Source organism: Streptomyces parvus (genome assembly GCF_014648875.1).
Taxonomy (GTDB): Bacteria; Actinomycetota; Actinomycetes; order Streptomycetales; family Streptomycetaceae; genus Streptomyces; species Streptomyces parvus.
Genome location: NZ_BMRY01000010.1, coordinates 187,009 through 202,146 on the forward strand (window position 1 = coordinate 187,009; position 15,138 = coordinate 202,146).

Annotated in this window: 12 protein-coding genes and 1 pseudogene; 10 read left to right on the plus strand and 3 right to left on the minus strand. The window is 74.5% G+C overall.

Annotated elements, in window-relative coordinates; all coding sequences use genetic code 11:
* Positions 1-203: 203 nt before the first annotated feature.
* The 7 genes and pseudogenes from IE140_RS27690 to IE140_RS27720 form a co-directional block, all read left to right on the plus strand.
* Complete coding sequence (locus IE140_RS27690; protein ID WP_189460799.1) at positions 204-1,406, plus strand: radical SAM protein; 1,203 nt, start codon at positions 204-206, stop codon at positions 1,404-1,406.
* Positions 1,403-2,128, plus strand: coding sequence for an iron-containing redox enzyme family protein (locus IE140_RS27695; RefSeq protein ID WP_032765131.1), 726 nt, complete (start codon positions 1,403-1,405; stop codon positions 2,126-2,128). Before IE140_RS27690 ends, IE140_RS27695 begins: the two co-directional genes overlap by 4 nt.
* On the plus strand, positions 2,125-2,343 hold the full coding sequence (locus IE140_RS27700) for an aroma-sacti cluster domain-containing protein (protein ID WP_006124648.1): 219 nt from the start codon (positions 2,125-2,127) through the stop codon (positions 2,341-2,343). The genes IE140_RS27695 and IE140_RS27700 overlap by 4 nt, the downstream gene beginning before the upstream one ends.
* Positions 2,344-2,473: 130 nt before the next feature.
* On the plus strand, positions 2,474-5,734 hold the full coding sequence (locus tag IE140_RS27705) for an adenylate/guanylate cyclase domain-containing protein (protein ID WP_189460801.1): 3,261 nt from the start codon (positions 2,474-2,476) through the stop codon (positions 5,732-5,734).
* A gap of 3 nt (positions 5,735-5,737) precedes the next feature.
* Complete coding sequence (locus IE140_RS27710; RefSeq protein ID WP_150196794.1) at positions 5,738-6,670, plus strand: S8 family peptidase; 933 nt, start codon at positions 5,738-5,740, stop codon at positions 6,668-6,670.
* Positions 6,654-7,274, plus strand: a complete 621-nt coding sequence (locus IE140_RS27715) for a GAF domain-containing protein (RefSeq protein WP_032774786.1) — start codon at positions 6,654-6,656, stop codon at positions 7,272-7,274. Before IE140_RS27710 ends, IE140_RS27715 begins: the two co-directional genes overlap by 17 nt.
* A 140-nt stretch (positions 7,275-7,414) precedes the next feature.
* A pseudogene (locus IE140_RS27720) lies at positions 7,415-8,089 on the plus strand (sugar phosphate isomerase/epimerase family protein); the annotation flags it as partial.
* Here the strand turns inward: IE140_RS27720 and IE140_RS27725 are convergent.
* The gene (locus tag IE140_RS27725; RefSeq protein ID WP_425281905.1) at positions 8,022-9,116 is read right to left on the minus strand and encodes an EamA family transporter; all 1,095 of its coding nucleotides are present in this window, start codon (positions 9,114-9,116) and stop codon (positions 8,022-8,024) included. The pseudogene IE140_RS27720 and the gene IE140_RS27725 overlap by 68 nt on opposite strands.
* 124 nt (positions 9,117-9,240) lie before the next feature.
* Between IE140_RS27725 and IE140_RS27730 the strand changes: the two genes are divergently transcribed.
* The 3 genes from IE140_RS27730 to IE140_RS27740 all read left to right on the plus strand — a co-directional run bounded on the left by IE140_RS27730 (position 9,241) and on the right by IE140_RS27740 (position 12,973).
* Complete coding sequence (locus IE140_RS27730) at positions 9,241-10,149, plus strand: LysR family transcriptional regulator (protein ID WP_150196793.1); 909 nt, start codon at positions 9,241-9,243, stop codon at positions 10,147-10,149.
* 180 nt (positions 10,150-10,329) lie between these two features.
* Positions 10,330-12,162, plus strand: a complete 1,833-nt coding sequence (locus tag IE140_RS27735) for a glycoside hydrolase family 3 protein (RefSeq protein ID WP_150196792.1) — start codon at positions 10,330-10,332, stop codon at positions 12,160-12,162.
* A 124-nt stretch (positions 12,163-12,286) separates the two neighbouring features.
* On the plus strand, positions 12,287-12,973 hold the full coding sequence (locus IE140_RS27740) for a hypothetical protein (protein WP_189460802.1): 687 nt from the start codon (positions 12,287-12,289) through the stop codon (positions 12,971-12,973).
* Positions 12,974-13,019: 46 nt separating this feature from the next.
* Here the strand turns inward: IE140_RS27740 and IE140_RS27745 are convergent, their stop codons facing one another.
* Positions 13,020-14,504, minus strand: a complete 1,485-nt coding sequence (locus IE140_RS27745; RefSeq protein ID WP_093444825.1) for a S28 family serine protease — start codon at positions 14,502-14,504, stop codon at positions 13,020-13,022.
* A gap of 142 nt (positions 14,505-14,646) precedes the next feature.
* Positions 14,647-15,063: a hypothetical protein gene (locus IE140_RS27750; RefSeq protein WP_229826922.1), complete on the minus strand. Its 417-nt coding sequence runs from the start codon at positions 15,061-15,063 to the stop codon at positions 14,647-14,649.
* Positions 15,064-15,138 lie beyond the last annotated feature (75 nt).

The following is a 15,138-nucleotide window of genomic DNA, read 5'->3' on the forward strand; positions in this document are numbered from 1 at the left end:
TCGCTTCGCCGCCGGTATGGCACCGGTATTGCCCCCAGCTCGCGGCGGCGAAAGCACCCCCGGCGAGGTGGGCCGACGCCCCCGGAACCCATGCTGACCTGGTCCCATACCGCTGCCGAAGCGCCTTCGGACCGTCCTCGAACCGGTGGCCCACAGCCTGGGTACGCGCCCGACGCGCCCCGGCCCCGAAGGAGGCGGCCCGCATGGAACTCGCCGAACTCGTCGCACGGCGGCCCTTCCCCGCCGCAGGTCTGCTGCTCGGCCTCACCCGGCGCTGCCCGCTGAGCTGCGCGCACTGTTCGACCGGGTCGGGCCCGCTCACCCGCCAGCAGCCGGACCCCGCTGAACTGGAGCGATTCGTCGGCTCGTTCACCGAGGAGAACCGGCCGGACGTGGTCATGCTCACCGGCGGGGAGCCGCTGCTGCTGCCCGCGCTCGCCGAGCGGCTGAGCACCCTGGCACGGGCGTCCGGATCCCGTACGGCGCTGCTGAGCGGCATGTTCTTCGCGCGGGGCTGGAGCCGGCGGGCCGGGAGCCGACGGGCCGGGAGCCGACGGGCCGGAGGCCGGCTGCACGGGCGCGGCGCGTCGGGCGGGGGGCTTGCGGGCCGACGGGGCGGGGCTCTTCCGCCCGCCATCCTGCGCGCCATCCGCTCGGTCGACCATTTCTCGGCCTCGCTCGACGTCCACCACGAACGCGAGGTGTCGCGGGCCGACGTGTTCCGCGCCCTGCACCTCGTCCGGGAGGAGGGCGTGGCCGTGAGCCTCCACCTCACCGGGACGGGTGGTTCGGACCCGTATCTCGCCGGCCTCACCCGGGCGGTGGAGGAGGAGTTCGACGGCCGGGTGCCGTGCCTGGTCAACGAGGTGCGGCCGTTCGGCCGGGCCGCTTCCTGGGCACGGGCCACCCGCACCGGCCCCGACCCCGCCGCGGCGTCCCCGTGCTCGATGGCCGCCTGGCCCGTGGTCGCCTTCGACGGCCGGGTGCTGGCCTGCTGCAACCAGGACACCGTGGACCGCCGGCCCGCCCCGGCCCATCTGGACCTCGGCCATATCGCGGAGGACGACTGGGCGACCGTGCGCCGCAGGGCGCTGGAGTCCCCGATGCTGCGCATGCTCCGCACGGTCGGGCCGGCCCATCTGGCCGCCCGGTACGGTTCCGGCCCCCGGCCCGGCTCCTACTGCGACGGCTGCCGGGCGCTGGGCGGCGACGAGGCGGTGGCCGCCGGGGCGCGGTCGGTGGCGGGCGGTGCGGCCGGGGCACTGCTGGACCTGACGGCCGCGATGCGGGGTTCCCGGGAGGGAGCCCAGGGCGTCGTGCGCCGCCACGGCTGCGCGGAGTACGCGCCCTTGGTCGTCACGGGCGAGCCGGTCCGGCCGGGGACCGACGGACGGGACCTCCGATGAGCACCGGCGCGTCCGCCCGGTTGCGGACCAAACTCCTGCTGCTGGAACCGGAGTTCCGTGGCGCGACACACCACATGTGGCGCGCCGAGGGGCTGTTGCCGCGCTACCGGACGTATCTGTGCACCATGCACGCCGTCATACGCGCCTCCGTCCCGCTGATGGAGCTGGCTCTCGACCGCCTCCGCACCCGGGCCGCCTCCGGTGATCCGCTCGCGGCGCCGCTCGCCGCGTATCTGGCGGAGCACATCCGGGAGGAGGAGGGCCACGACGCCTGGCTGCTGGAGGACCTCCGGGCGGCGGGCGGGACGCCCGAGGACGCGCTCGGCCCGCTGCCCTCTCCCCTGATCGCCTCGCTCGTCGGGTCCCAGTACTACTGGATCGAGCACCACCATCCGGTGGCCCTGCTCGGCTACATCGCCGTGCTGGAGGGCTACGCGCCCGCCCCCGGCCTGACCGACCGCATCGCCCGGCGCACCGGGCTGCCCGCCGCCGCCCTGCGGACCGTACGGGAGCACTCGGTACTCGACACGGAGCACCTCGACGAGCTCCACGCCCTGCTGGACCGGCTGCCGCTCGGCCGGGACCGGGAAGCGGCCGTGGCGGTCAGCGCCCTGCACTCCCTCGACGCGCTCACCCGGCTGTTCGTCCGGCTCGGGCGCTCCGCGCCGGCGCCGTCGCCGCGGGGAGCCGGACCTGTCTCACCGATGGGAGTCACACCATGACCGGACCACCCGGAAACGGCGAACGGCCGCCGCTGCCCGACGCGTTGTACGAGGCGGGCTTCCCCGTCGACCTGCTCACCGAGGAGCAGGTCGAGGTGCTGAGCGGCCTGACGCCGGAGGAACTGACGCTGCTGCTCGATGTGAAGAGCCGGCTGGACGCCGTGGGGCCGGAGGTCCAGGCACACGGCGAGATCGCCGGGGGCGCGCTGTTCTGACCCCGCCCGGCCCCGACCCGACCCGGTTGTGGCCGGCCGGCGGTAAGGGCCCGGCGGCGGCGATCGCGCCCACCGCCGGGCCCTTACCCGCTCGACATCCCGGACCGCCAACCATTCTTGGGGACCCGCCATGAACTGCCTCTCGTGCCAGCAGGATCTGCCGCCGACGGCCCGGTTCTGCTCGTCCTGCGGGACGCCGTGCGCGACCGCCTCGGCTGCCGCTCCCGCCGCTGTCACCGCTGCCGGACCGGCCGCCGCCGCTCCCCCGCCGGCTGACGAACGCAAGCCCGTGACCGTGCTGTTCTGCGATCTCGTCGGGTCCACCGCGCTGTCCGGCGTGCTCGACCCGGAGACGCTGCGCACGGTGACCCTGCGGTACTTCGAGGCGATGAGCGCGGAGATCGTGGCGCGCGGCGGCACCCCGGAGAAGTTCATCGGGGACGCGGTGATGGCGGTGTTCGGCGTCCCGGTGGTCCGGGACGACGACGCCCGCCGGGCGCTGGCGGCGGCGCTCGGGATGCGCCGGGCGCTGGCCCGGCTGAACGAGGAGCTGGCCGCCACCCTCGGCATCGAGCTGGCCATCCGGATCGGCGTCAACACGGGTCAGGTGGTGGCGGGTTCGGACCGGACCGCCCGGCAGGCGCTGGTCTCCGGGGAGACCGTGAACATCGCCGCCCGCCTGGAGCAGAACGCCGGCCGGGGCGAGATCCTGATCGGCCCCGGGACCCTGCTCGCCGCCGGTCCGACGGTGAGCGCCGAGCCCACCGGGCCGCTGCGGCTCAAGGGCAAGCGGGACAGTGTCGAGGCCCACCGGCTGCTCGCGCTGGGCGCGGACGACCCCGAGCTGCTGCGCCGCTTCGACGTCCCCTTCGTCGGGCGCGATGCCGAGCGGCGGACGCTGGACGCCGCGCTGGAGCGGACGGTGCGCGAGGGCACGGCCGGACTGCTGCGGGTCACCGGGGAGGCGGGTATCGGAAAGACCCGGCTGGTACGGGAGTGGCTGGCGGGGCGGTCGGCGTCCGGCGGGCTCGTGTACGGGGCCGGGCGGTGCCGCAGTTACGGGGACCACGGCACCCTCGCGCCGCTGGCCGACGCGGTGCGTTCCCTGCTGGCCGCGACGGAGCCCTCGGAAGGCGCGCAGGAGGCTGCCGACGGGCCGGCGGTCGGCGGGCTGGCGGTCGGCGACGCGATGGCTCTGCTGTCCGGGGGTCTGCTGCGTGACGGTACGCCGAACGCGCCCTTCGAAGACATGTGCGCGGCCCTGGCGACGGTCCTGGAACGGGCGGCCCTCGTCCGCCCGGTCGTCCTGGTGCTGGACGACTGGCACGCGGCGGCCCCGCTGCTGGTCCGCACGGCGCACCGGCTGACGGACGGCTCGGGGTGCGCGGGCGTGCTGGTGCTCTGCGCCGGACGGCCGGACGGGCCGGAGGGGCCGGACGACGGCGACGGTCCGCCCGCCGGTGCGGGGGCGCTGCTCCAGCTCACGGGGTTGCCGTACGAGGAGGCGGCGAGGCTCGCCGCCGTACTCGCCGGTCCGGACGGCGGGATCCCCGGCACCGACCCGATCCTGGAGCGGGCGGGGGGCAACCCGCTCTATCTGGAACAGCTCCTGGTCGGCGACCGGGCGGACGCCGGGGGCGGGGTGACCGGGTCGGGCACGGAGGCCGGGGCGGGTGGGGCGGCCGGCGAGGAACTGCCGCCGACGCTCCAGGCGTTGCTGGGCGCCCGGATCGGCGCGCTGGCCCGGGCGGAGCGCGACGTGGTGGACCTGGCCGCCGTGATCGGCCGGGAGTTCACCGCTCCGGAACTGGTCCGGCTCCAGTCGTCCGTACGGGACGCGGAGGGCCACGGGATCACCCCTCAACGGCAGCTCGTGGACGAGGCGTTGGAGGCGCTGGGCCGCCGGCGACTGGTCGAGTCGGGCCCGGGGGGAGACCGGGCGGCGGCGGAGGCCTACCGGTTCAGCAGCGGACTGGTGCACGAGGTCGCGTACGCCTCGCTGTCCAAACGGGCCAAGGCCGAACGCCACGCCTGGGCGGCCGAGTTGCCCAGCGTGCTGCGCAGCGGCGACGGTGCGGTCGGCGGCCATCTGGAGCGGGCCTACCGCTACCGGGCGGAGCTGGGCCTGCTGGACGACCGGGCCCGCCGACTGCGCGACCGGGCCGCCGCCGCGCTGGGCCGGGCCGGGGCGCAGGCCGCCGCCCGGTCCGACCTGCACTGGGCGCACGGCCTGCTGGAGCGGGCGGTGGAGCTGAGCCCCGGCGACCCGGCGGCGACGCGGCGGCTCGGCGAGGTGCGGGTGGCGCTCGGCCGCGCCGCGGAGGGCGCCGAACTGCTGCTCCGGGTACGGGACGGGGCGGCCGACCCGGTGGAGGCCGCGCACGCCCGCCTCGCGCTCGCGGTGCTGGACCCGGGCGGCCCCGGACCCGGCCCCGCCGCCGTGGCCCGTACCGTGCTCCCGGTGTTCGAGGCGGCCGGGGACTCGGTCGGCCGGGCACGCGCCCATCTGCGGCTCGCCCAGCAGTTCCAGCGGTCCGGGCGGCACGAGGAGGCGGAGCGGGACCAGGCGCGGGCCCTGGAGCACGCCGTGCTGGCCGGCGCGGAGCCGGAGCGGGCCGGGGCGCTCGGCGCGATCGGCATCTCCCTGTGGCGCGGGCCGGTCCCGGTGCCCGCCGCGGTGATCCGCTGCCGGACGCTGCTGGCGGCGCACGGCGCGGGCCGCCCCACGGTCCGGGTCACGCTCAACTGCCCCCTGGCGGTGCTGTACGCGCTCCAGGACGCGGCCGATGAGGCGTACGGCTGCCTGGCCGAGGCGGAGCGGCTGGCCGGGAAGCTGGGGTTCGCCGAGGCGGAGGTCTTCCTGCCGATGTTCCGGGCGACGGTGGAGGCGCTGTCCGGCCGGGGCGCCGCCGCGCTGGACCTGCTCGGCCGGGCGGACGCGGCGGCCCGGCGCACCGGGGCGGCCGGGATGCGGACGGCGGTGGCGCTGGACGCGGCCCGCCTGGAGCTGGACGAGGGCCGGGAGGACCGGGCGGCGGAGCGGCTGGCGGGCGTCGGCGACGCTTCGGGGCTGAGCCGGGCGGACGCGGTGGACCTGGCGGGGCTGCGGGCCCGGCTGACGGCGCGGGACCGGCCCGAGGAGGCGGCCGGGTGGGCGGAGCAGGCGGTACGGGCCTCACTGCTCACCGATTCCCCGCTGGTGCAGGCGACGGCCGAGCTGGACCGGGCGCACACGCTCGCCGCGCTGGGCCGGCACCCGGAGGCCGGGGCAGCCGCCCGGGCGGCCGGGGCGCACTTCACGGGCAAGGGGCATCGGCCGGGGGTGCGCCGGGTCTCCGGGTTCCTCGCGCGCCCGCCCCTGCCGATGGCCACGACGAGGGAGAGGAGCTGACCGATGACCACCACGGAACCAGCACAGGCACCGGCGGAGCCGCTGCGGCCCGGGGCGCGCACGGCTCCGGGGCAGGGCCTGACCTGGAGTCTGCGCGGGCGCGGCCCCGACGACGTACCGGTGCTGGCGGACGCCGGACCGCCGCTCGGCCGCCCCGCCGGGCCCGCCACCGGGCGCGGCGTCCGCGTGTGCGTCGTGGACTCGGGTGTGGAACGCGACCATCCGCTGGTCGGCCCGCTGGCCGGCTCCTGGGTCGTCGTCAAGGACGGGGAGAGCGGCGGGATCACCGTCGAGCCGACCACGACCGGCGACACCTGCGGCCACGGCACCGCGTGCGCGGGCATCATCCGCCGGACCGCCCCGGAGTGCGAGATCCACAGTGTGCGGGTGCTCGGGGAACGGTTCTCCGGCACCGGCGACATCCTGATGGCCGGGCTGCGCTGGGCGGTGGAGCAGCGGTTCGACGTGGTCAACCTCAGCCTGTCGACGACCCGTACCCGGTTCGCGCAGGAGCTGCACAGCCTGGCCGACAGCGCCTACTTCGCCCGTACGGTGATCGTCGCCTCGGCGCACAACACCCCGGTGGAGAGCTTCCCCTGGCGGTTCGCCTCCGTGATCTCGGTGGGCAGCCACCAGGAGGACGACCCCGAACTGCACCTGTACAACCCGGACCCCCCGGTGGAGTTCTTCGGGCCGGGCCAGAACGTGACCGTGCCCTGGCTGGGCGGCCGGACCATCCGCACCACGGGAAACAGCTTCGCCACGCCGTACGTCGCCGGGCTCTGCGCCCGCGTGCTGTCTGCGCATCCGCGGATGACGGCCTTCCAGCTCAAGAACGCCCTCTATCTGTCCGCGGCCAACGTGCGCCACGCGCCGCGTCCTTATTCCCCTCCGGCAGGAGATACAGGAGATACCCGTGATGACTCAGAGAACTGATTCCGCCCCGTCCCCCGTCTCTCCCGCCTCTCCCGTCATCGACGCGCCGCGCAGCGAGCTGCTCCAGTCGGTCGTCGACGTGGCCCGTGCCATCTTCGGGGCCGAGGCCAGTTCGGTGTTCCTGCTCGACGAGGAGGCGGACGAGCTGGTCTTCCAGGCCGTGTCCGGGCAGGGCGAGGAGTTCCTGGTGGGCCGCCGGTTCCCGGCCGGGCGCGGGATCGCCGGCTGGGTGGCGACCTCCGGCGAGCCGATGGTCGTCGACGACCTGAGCGCCGACCCGTCCTTCGACCGCTCGCTGGCGGAGTCGACGGCGTACGTACCGAACGCCCTGATGGCGGCCCCGCTCATCAGCGACGCCAGGATCCTGGGCGTCCTGGAGGTGCTGGACCCCTCCCCGCAGGCCCGGTCGGGGGTACGGGAGCTGGATCTGCTCGCGATGTTCGCCCGGCAGGCCGCCGCCGCCCTGCGGGTGATCACCCCGGAGCGGGTACGGGAGGCCGAGGAGCACCCCGTCCTGGGCGGGCCCACTCTGGCGGGCGCGCAACGCGAGGACGCGCTGAAGCTGCTGGGTAGCCTGGAACGGCTGCTGCGCGGCGTCGGCTGAGGCGGCCCCGGTACGGAACCGCGCGCGGGAGTACCCACCGGCCCGGCGGGCAGGAGCGGGGCGTCGGCACAAGGGCACAGCCCGCACAAGGCACAGGGCTCAGCGCACGGGGCACGAAGCGCAAGGGAAGGACACGCACGATGAAGCTCGCTTTCTCCACCCTCGGGGTGCCGGGGACGCCGGTCGCCGAGGTCGTCCGGCTCGCCGCCGGTAACGGCTACCAGGGGGTGGAGCTGCGTGTCCATCCCGAGGAGCCCGTGCACCTGGGGCTCTCGTCGCTGGAACGGGCCGACGTGGTCGAGGCGTTCAAGGCCGGCGGGGTGGAGATCCTGGCCCTCGCGGGGTACGTCCGGGTGGCCGCCGAGGGGGACGACGAGCCGGTCCTCGCGGAGCTGTCCGAGCTGGTGAAGCTCGCCCGGGATCTGGGCGCGTCCTACGTCCGGGTCTTCCCCGGCGGCGGCGACCAGGAGCAGGCGGAGGCCGACGCGACGGCCGCCCGGCGGCTCGGCTCGGCGGCCCCGGCCGCCGCCGACATGGGTGTGAGCATCCTGCTGGAGACCCATGACTCGCACCGCGCGGGCCTCGACGTCGCCCGGGTCGTCGCCACGGTGGGGCACCCCCGGGTCGGCGCGATCTGGGACGTCCTGCACACCTGGCTCGCCGGTGAGGAGCCGGCCGCCGGCCGGGCGGTGCTCGCCCCGCACCTGGGCTATGTGCAGGTGAAGGACGTCGCCTCCGCGGAGGACCTCACTCCGCTGCCGCTGGGCTCCGGGGTGCTGCCGCTGGCGGAGTGCCTGGACGAGCTGGGTCCGGACACGTGGGTGTGCTGGGAGTACGAGAAGCGCTGGCACCCGGGGGCGGCGGAGCTGCCGGGCCTGCTGGCCGCCGGACGCGAGCACCTGCTGCGGCTGGGCGCCCCGAAGCAGTAGCGGACCCGGCGACCGCCACAGCGGCCCCGGCGTCCGGCTCCGGTCGGGGCGCCGCGGTCCGGCGTCCGACGCCCGAGGTCAGCGCCACCCCGCCCACCAGCAGTGCCGCCGCGCACCAGCGCAGCGGGCTCACCTCCTCGCCGAGCACCAGCGCCGCCGAGGACATCCCGAAGACCGGGACGAGGAGGGTGAAGGGCGCCACGGACGAGGCGGGGTACCGGCGGAGCAGGAAGCCCCAGGCGCCGAAGCCGAACACCGTGCTGACCCAGGCGACGAACAGGATGATGCCCACCCCGCTCCAGTCGAGCGAGGCAAGCGCCTCCGCGTCCCGGTCCGGGCCCTCGAAGAGGAGGGACAGGCCCAGCAGCGGCAGCACGGGAACGGCCGAGACCCAGACCATGAAGGTCAGGGCGTCCCGGGGCGCGGCCCGCCGGGTGAACACGTTGGACACGCCCCAGCAGGCGGCGGCCCCGACGACGAGGACGAACGCGAGGACCGGGCCGCCCGCCCCCTCGTCGACGGCGGCCACGGCGATGCCCGCGAGGGCGACGGCCATGCCCGCCACCCGGATCCGGCCGGGCCGTTCGGAGAGGGCGAGGGCGGCGAACAGGGCGGTGAAGACGGCCTGGATCTGGAGGACCAGGGAGGAGAGCCCGGCGGGCATCCCCTGGTCCATGCCGATGAACAGGAGCCCGAACTTCCCCACCCCCAGGACGAGTCCGACCCCCACGACCCACTTCCAGGCGACCGAAGGACGGCCCAGGAGGAAGATCGCGGGCACGGCGGCGGCGAGGAAGCGCAGCGCGGAGAAGAGGAGCGGCGGGAAGTGGTCGAGCCCCAGCTCGATCACGACGAAGTTCACGCCCCAGAGTGCCGCGACGAGCACGGCCAGGGCGATATGGCGTGGACGCATGCGGCGAGCATTCAGCAGGATGACCGTGTAGCACCAGCGCGGTTTTCTTCATGATGGGATTCAGCGCTGCTGAAGAATGTCCCTGGAATGCCCTGGGAAGACACCCCTGAAGGATGAGGTCACCGTGCTCGATCTGGCCCGGCTGCGCGCCCTGCACGCGGTCTTCGTCCACGGCTCCGTCGCGGGCGCGGCGACCGCCCTCGGCTACACCCCGTCCGCGATCTCCCAGCAGATCACCAAGCTGGAGCGGGAGACCCGGACGACGTTGCTGGAGCGACGCGGGCGCGGAGTGGCGCTGACCGAGGAGGCGCTGCGGCTGGCCGACACGGCCCAGCGACTGCTGGCGATCATGGAGCAGGCGGAGACGGAGCTGGAGGAGCGCCGGGGGCTGCCGACGGGCCGGCTGACGATCGCCGCGTTCGCCTCGGCCGCGCGGGGGCTGCTGCCGGGGGTGCTGGCCGAGCTGGACCGGGACCATCCGGCGCTGGACGTCCGGCTGGACGAGGTGGACCCGCATCTGTCGGTGGACCTGGCGGCGAAGGGGGTCGTCGATCTGGCCGTGGCGCACGACTGGGACATCGCGCCGCTGCCCGCCCCGGAGGGCCTGGCCCAGGCGGTGATCGGGCTGGACCGGTGCGATCTGCTGGTGCCCGAGGGGCATGCGCTGGCCGGGCGGGACGGGGTGCGGCGCGAGGAGCTGGCGCGCGAGCGGTGGATCTGCCAGCCGCCCGGGACGGTGTGCCACGACTGGCTGGTGCGGACGCTGCGCACGGCGGGGTACGAGCCCGACATCCGGCACCGGGCGGAGGAGAACCATACCCAACTCGCCCTGGTGGCCGCCGGGCTGGGCATCGCGATGATGCCCCGGCTGGGGCGGGGGCCGCTCCCGGACGGGGTGGTGGCGGTGCACCTGGACCCGGTGCCGGAGCGGCGGCTGTACGCGCTGTGGCGCACGGAGGCGGCGCGGCGTCCGGCGATCACGGCAGCGGTGGACGCGCTGCGGGCCCACGGCGCGGCGGCCGGACTGGCCTGAGGCGAGTCCGGCCCGCGGTCGGCGTGAGGCAGGCGTCCGGGGCGAGGCGAGTCCGGCCACGGCGGCCGACTCCTATGGCGGTACGTCACTCCCGGCCCCGGCACGGCCTCTTGACCGGAAGTTATTTTCCCTATAAGCGTACTTCCTTGGAAGTTTCTTTCACCCCGGGAAGGAGCTCACGTGCCCCACCGCACCTCAAGACGCACCCTCCTCACCGCCACCGCGGCCGTCACCGCCGCCGCGGCGACCGGCGCCCTCACCCCGCCCGCCGTCGCCTCCGCGCACTCCACGAACGCCTCCACCGACCGCCGGCTGCGGCGGATCATCGCCGGGATGAGTCTGGAGGAGAAGGTCGGCCAGCTCTTCGTGATGCGGGTCTACGGGCACTCCGCCACCGACCCCGACCAGGCCGACGTCGACGCGAACCTCAAGGAGATCGGGGTCCGCACGGCGGCCGAGCTGATCTCCACGTACCACGTCGGCGGCATCATCTACTTCACCTGGGCGCACAACACCCGCGACCCGCACCAGATCGCCGACCTCTCCAACGGCCTCCAGCGCGCCGCGCTCGCCGAGCGCCACCGGGTGCCGCTGCTCGTCTCCACCGACCAGGAGCACGGCATCGTCTGCCGGGTCGGCGAACCCGCCACGCTGCTGCCGGGCGCGATGGCCCTCGGCGCGGGCGGATCGCGCTCCGACACCCGGCGGGCCGCCTGGATCGCGGGCACGGAGCTGGCCGCGCTCGGCATCAACCAGAACTACGCGCCGGACGCCGACGTCAACGTCAACCCGGCCAACCCGGTCATCGGCGTACGGTCCTTCGGCTCGGACCCCGACGCGGTGGCCGACCTGGTCGCGGCGCAGGTGAAGGGCTACCAGGGCGCGGGCATCGCGTCGACCGCCAAGCACTTCCCCGGCCACGGCGACACGAACACCGACAGCCACACCGGACTGCCCGTCATCAACCACACCCGCGCCCAGTGGGAGGAGCTGGACGCCCCGCCCTTCCGCGCCGCGATCCGGGCCCGGATCGACTCGATCATGACCGCGCACATCGTGGTCCCGGCCCTCGACCCGTCCGAGGACCCGGCCACGCTCTCCCGGCCGATCCTCACCGGCATCCTCCGTGAGGAGCTGGGCTACGACGGGGTGGTGGTCACGGACTCGCTCGGCATGGAGGGGGTGCGCACGAAGTACGGCGACGACCGGGTTCCGGTCCTCGCCCTGCTGGCGGGCGTGGACCAGCTGCTGAACCCGCCGAACCTCTCCGTCGCCTGGAACGCCGTACTGGAGGCGGTCCGCAGCGGTGAGATCAGCGAGGAGCGGATCGAGGAATCGATCCTGCGCATCCTGCGGCTGAAGAGCGGACTCGGCCTGTTCCGGGACCCGTTCGTCAGCCACCGGGGCGTCGAGCGCACGGTGGGCAGCCGCACGCACCGGGCCGCCGCCGACCGGATCGCCGAGCGCACGACGACCCTGCTCGCCGATCCGGGATCGCTGCTGCCGCTCTCCCGGCGCACCCACCGCAACCTGCTGGTGGTGGGGGCCGATCCGGCCTCCCCCTCCGGGACGACGGGCCCGCCGACCGGCACCCTGGCCCACGCCTTCGGTGAACTGGGCTTCAGCGCACGGGCGCTGTCGACCGGTACGGCCCCGAACCAGGCCAAGATCGACGAGGCGGTCGCCGCCGCCGAGGGCAAGGACGCGGTGGTCGTGGCGACGTACAACGTCACGGCGAGCAGCTCGCAGCGCACGCTGGTGACCGCGCTCGTGGCGACCGGTGTCCCCGTCGTCACCGTCGCGATCCGCAACCCGTACGACGTCGCCCACCTCACCGGGACCGGCGTCGCGGCGAGTCTCGCCGCGTATTCCTGGACCGATGTCGAACTGCGCGCGGCGGCCCGGGTGATCGCGGGCCGCGCCGAGCCGGAGGGCACCCTGCCGGTTCCGGTGCAGCGCGCGGACGATCCGACGCAGGTGCTGTACCCGGTGGGCCACGGACTGTCGTACTAGCCCTACGGCGACCGGACGGCCCCGGCCTCCGGCCATCGGCGCAAAGCACCCCCGCACCTGGCGTGGCCCCGCTCCGGCGGGCCGCGCCGGGTGTACGTCTTCGATGACGTATTGGGGGGTTTTCATGGATGAGCACACGTCCTCGGGGGCCCGGAGCCGACGGCCCGCCACCCCGTTACCGGCCCGCGTGGTCCCGGCGGCCCGCGTCGCGCCGGCCGTGGCCGCCTTCGTGGCCGTGGTCGCGCTCCTGCTGACGACGGCCTGCGAGGCCCCGGGCCGTACGGTCACCGACGGCCGGGCGCCCGCGCCCGCCTCGCCGGGCCCGTCCCCGTACGGTGTGGTGTTCCTCGGGCCCGGGGACTGCAGTTCGCGGGGCCCGGTGATCCGGGAGGTGTTCTGCCGCAGCGAGAAGGCCGCGGCCACCGTCCTCGCCCGGCACCTCGGCACCCCGTCGTCGGGTCCGCCCTGCCCGGACGCCACCGACTTCGTCCTGCATGTCTCCGAGACGGGCACCGGCGCCCGTTCCCGGCTCACCACCGGCTACGCCTGCATGCGGAACCTGGAACCCCCGCACCCGGGCGACCCGGGGCAGGGCGGCGGGCCGCTGACCGTCGTCGGCGACTGCGTCACCGCCTCCCGCGCGGGCGAGGTCACGGAGACCGCCTGCGCGGACGCGGGCGGCCGTGCCCCGCGCTACCGGGTGGAGTCGGCGGTGGAGCGACGGGACCGGTGCCCGGACGACACGGACCTGTTCGTCTCCCTGCGCGGGGAGCGGCCGGTGGGCTGCGCCCGCCGGTCCACCGGATGGTGACGGTGACCGACGGGCGCGGCCCGGGAGGATCGGCTGCGACCGGCAACTACGGGCGCAGCGTGGCCTCGTCGCGCTCGACCTCGCCGTTGCGCTGGTCCAGCCTGGTGTCGAACTTCGCCAGCGGCTTCGCCTTCGCCGGGTCGTTCTCGACGGTGGCCGGGGCGACGCCCGCCCAGCGCAGGATGTCGGCGGTGGCCTTGGCCCGCTGGGCCTCGGGGAGACCGGAGACCCGCGCGCCGTGGTTGCCGCCGGGGACGGTGTACACCGCGCTGTCCTTCGCGCCGCGGCCGAGGCGGAACGGCTCCGCGCTCCACGGGTCGTTCTCGCCGTTGACGTACATCATCCGCCGGGCGTTGTGCTTGACCCAGCTGTCGATGTCCCGCATCGCGCGCCGGTCGAACTTCATGGGGATGGAGCGGGGCACGAAGTTGCGCGGCGGCTGGTAGCCGTAGCGGCTCAGGTTGCCGAGCCAGGGCTGCTTGATGTCCGGCGATCCGAGCTGGGTGCCCGCCTGGTAGTAGTACGGGGTGTACGTCTCCAGGCCCTGGTCGGCGTAGCCGGAGAAGCCGACGATGCCGTCGACGGAGTTCCAGATGTCCTCGTCCGTGGCCTTCTTCGCGTCGGCCGGGATGTCCACGCAGTCGGCGAGGAGGCTGTACTGCCAGAAGGCGAACACGTAGTCCAGGACCGTGGCCTCGTAGGCACGGTCGAGGGAGCCGATGGTGTTGAAGGTCCAGCCGTTGGCGGCGGCCTCCTCCTTGTACTTCTTCTGGAGCGGGGCCCGCCGGATCAGCGCCTCGCGCTGGACGCCGGCCAGCTTGTCGCGGCACTCCTCGGTGCCGACGTTGCGGAAGAACCGGTCGTACGCCGAGTCCTCCTTGTCGTTGACGTCGTTGGGCGCGACGTAGGCGACGACGCCGTCCATGTCCTTCGGGTAGAAGCGCTCGAAGTACGTGGCGGTCATACCGCCCTTGGACCCGCCGGTGGCCAGCCACTTCTTGCCGTAGATCTTCTTCAGCGCGGTGAACACCCGGTGCTGGTCGCTGGCGGCCTGCCAGATGTCCAGCTTGGACCAGTCGGCCGGGGCGGGGCGCGACGGGGTGAAGAAGCGGTACTCCAGGGAGACCTGGTTGCCGTCGATGATCTGCGTCGGCTCGCTGCGGCTGGGGTTGGTCGAGACGTTGTAGCCGCTGGTGGAGAAGACCGTCGGCCGGGAGACGTCCTTGTGCAGCACGGTGATGCGCTGCTGGAACGTGCCCTTGGACGGGCGCCGGTGGTCGACCGGCTGGGTGTAGTTGAGGACGAAGTAGCGGTAACCCGCGTACGGCTTCTCCTCGATCAGGCTCATGCCCGGGATCGCCAGGATGCGGTCCTTGATGTCCTCGGTGCTCGCTTCGCTGCCGGCGGCGGCTCCGCTGCTCCGGTTCACGGCCGGCTCCGCGGCGGTGGCCGCACCGGCCGAGGCCCCCGTGGCTCCGACCGTGCCTATGAGCACGGCGAGCGAGAGAACCCCAGTGAGTGACTTGCGCATGCACTCTCCCCTTTGTTCACAACAGTCGCCGTGAACTTATCGGGGCAACACACGCCACGCCAGACCCGGTTGTCCGTGTCAGCACAGAATGTCGGCACAGATTGTCAGCACCGGATGTCGCGCCGGATGTCAGCACCCGATGTCAGCAGAGGATCCATCCGGTGGAGACGGACTTCTTGCCGATCGCGCCGGTGGCGCGGACGCAGCGGTTGAGCGCGTTGACCGTGACCGGTCCCGCCATCTTCGTGTACGAGCCCTTGTCGGAGACGACGCGGCCGCCGCGCGCCTGGAGCGTGACGCTCATCGTCCGCCGCTTGCCGGGCTTCTTGGCGACCGTCACCGCGCAGGCGTGGGCGCGGGACTTGTAGACGCGCAACTCTCCCGTGGAGAACTCCACCGTCTTCGCCGGGCGGCCGGAGCAGCCGGATGCGGCCTGGGCGGTGCCGGGGACGGCGAGGAGGGGGACGAGTCCGCCCAGCAGGGGCAGGACGAGGAGGCCGACGAGCGGCAGCCGTCGCCGCCGCACCGGTTTCACCGCACCGGCCGGTTCCGCCGCCATGCCCCGACGCACCGCTCCGGCCGGTCCCGTTGCCCCGTCCCGACTCACCGGCCCCACAGTTCCGTCGAACATGTT

Bases quoted from the DNA above. Each gene is read 5' to 3' on its own strand.
- IE140_RS27700 (WP_006124648.1), top strand. From the start codon at position 2,125: ATGACCGGACCACCCGGAAACGGCGAACGGCCGCCGCTGCCCGACGCG.
- IE140_RS27740 (WP_189460802.1), top strand. From the start codon at position 12,287: ATGGATGAGCACACGTCCTCGGGGGCCCGGAGCCGACGGCCCGCCACC.
- IE140_RS27705 (WP_189460801.1), top strand. From the start codon at position 2,474: ATGAACTGCCTCTCGTGCCAGCAGGATCTGCCGCCGACGGCCCGGTTC.
- IE140_RS27710 (WP_150196794.1), top strand. From the start codon at position 5,738: ATGACCACCACGGAACCAGCACAGGCACCGGCGGAGCCGCTGCGGCCC.
- IE140_RS27695 (WP_032765131.1), top strand. From the start codon at position 1,403: ATGAGCACCGGCGCGTCCGCCCGGTTGCGGACCAAACTCCTGCTGCTG.
- IE140_RS27715 (WP_032774786.1), top strand. From the start codon at position 6,654: ATGACTCAGAGAACTGATTCCGCCCCGTCCCCCGTCTCTCCCGCCTCT.
- IE140_RS27690 (WP_189460799.1), top strand. From the start codon at position 204: ATGGAACTCGCCGAACTCGTCGCACGGCGGCCCTTCCCCGCCGCAGGT.
- IE140_RS27725 (WP_425281905.1), bottom strand. From the start codon at position 9,116: ATGCGTCCACGCCATATCGCCCTGGCCGTGCTCGTCGCGGCACTCTGG.
- IE140_RS27745 (WP_093444825.1), bottom strand. From the start codon at position 14,504: ATGCGCAAGTCACTCACTGGGGTTCTCTCGCTCGCCGTGCTCATAGGC.
- IE140_RS27750 (WP_229826922.1), bottom strand. From the start codon at position 15,063: ATGGCGGCGGAACCGGCCGGTGCGGTGAAACCGGTGCGGCGGCGACGG.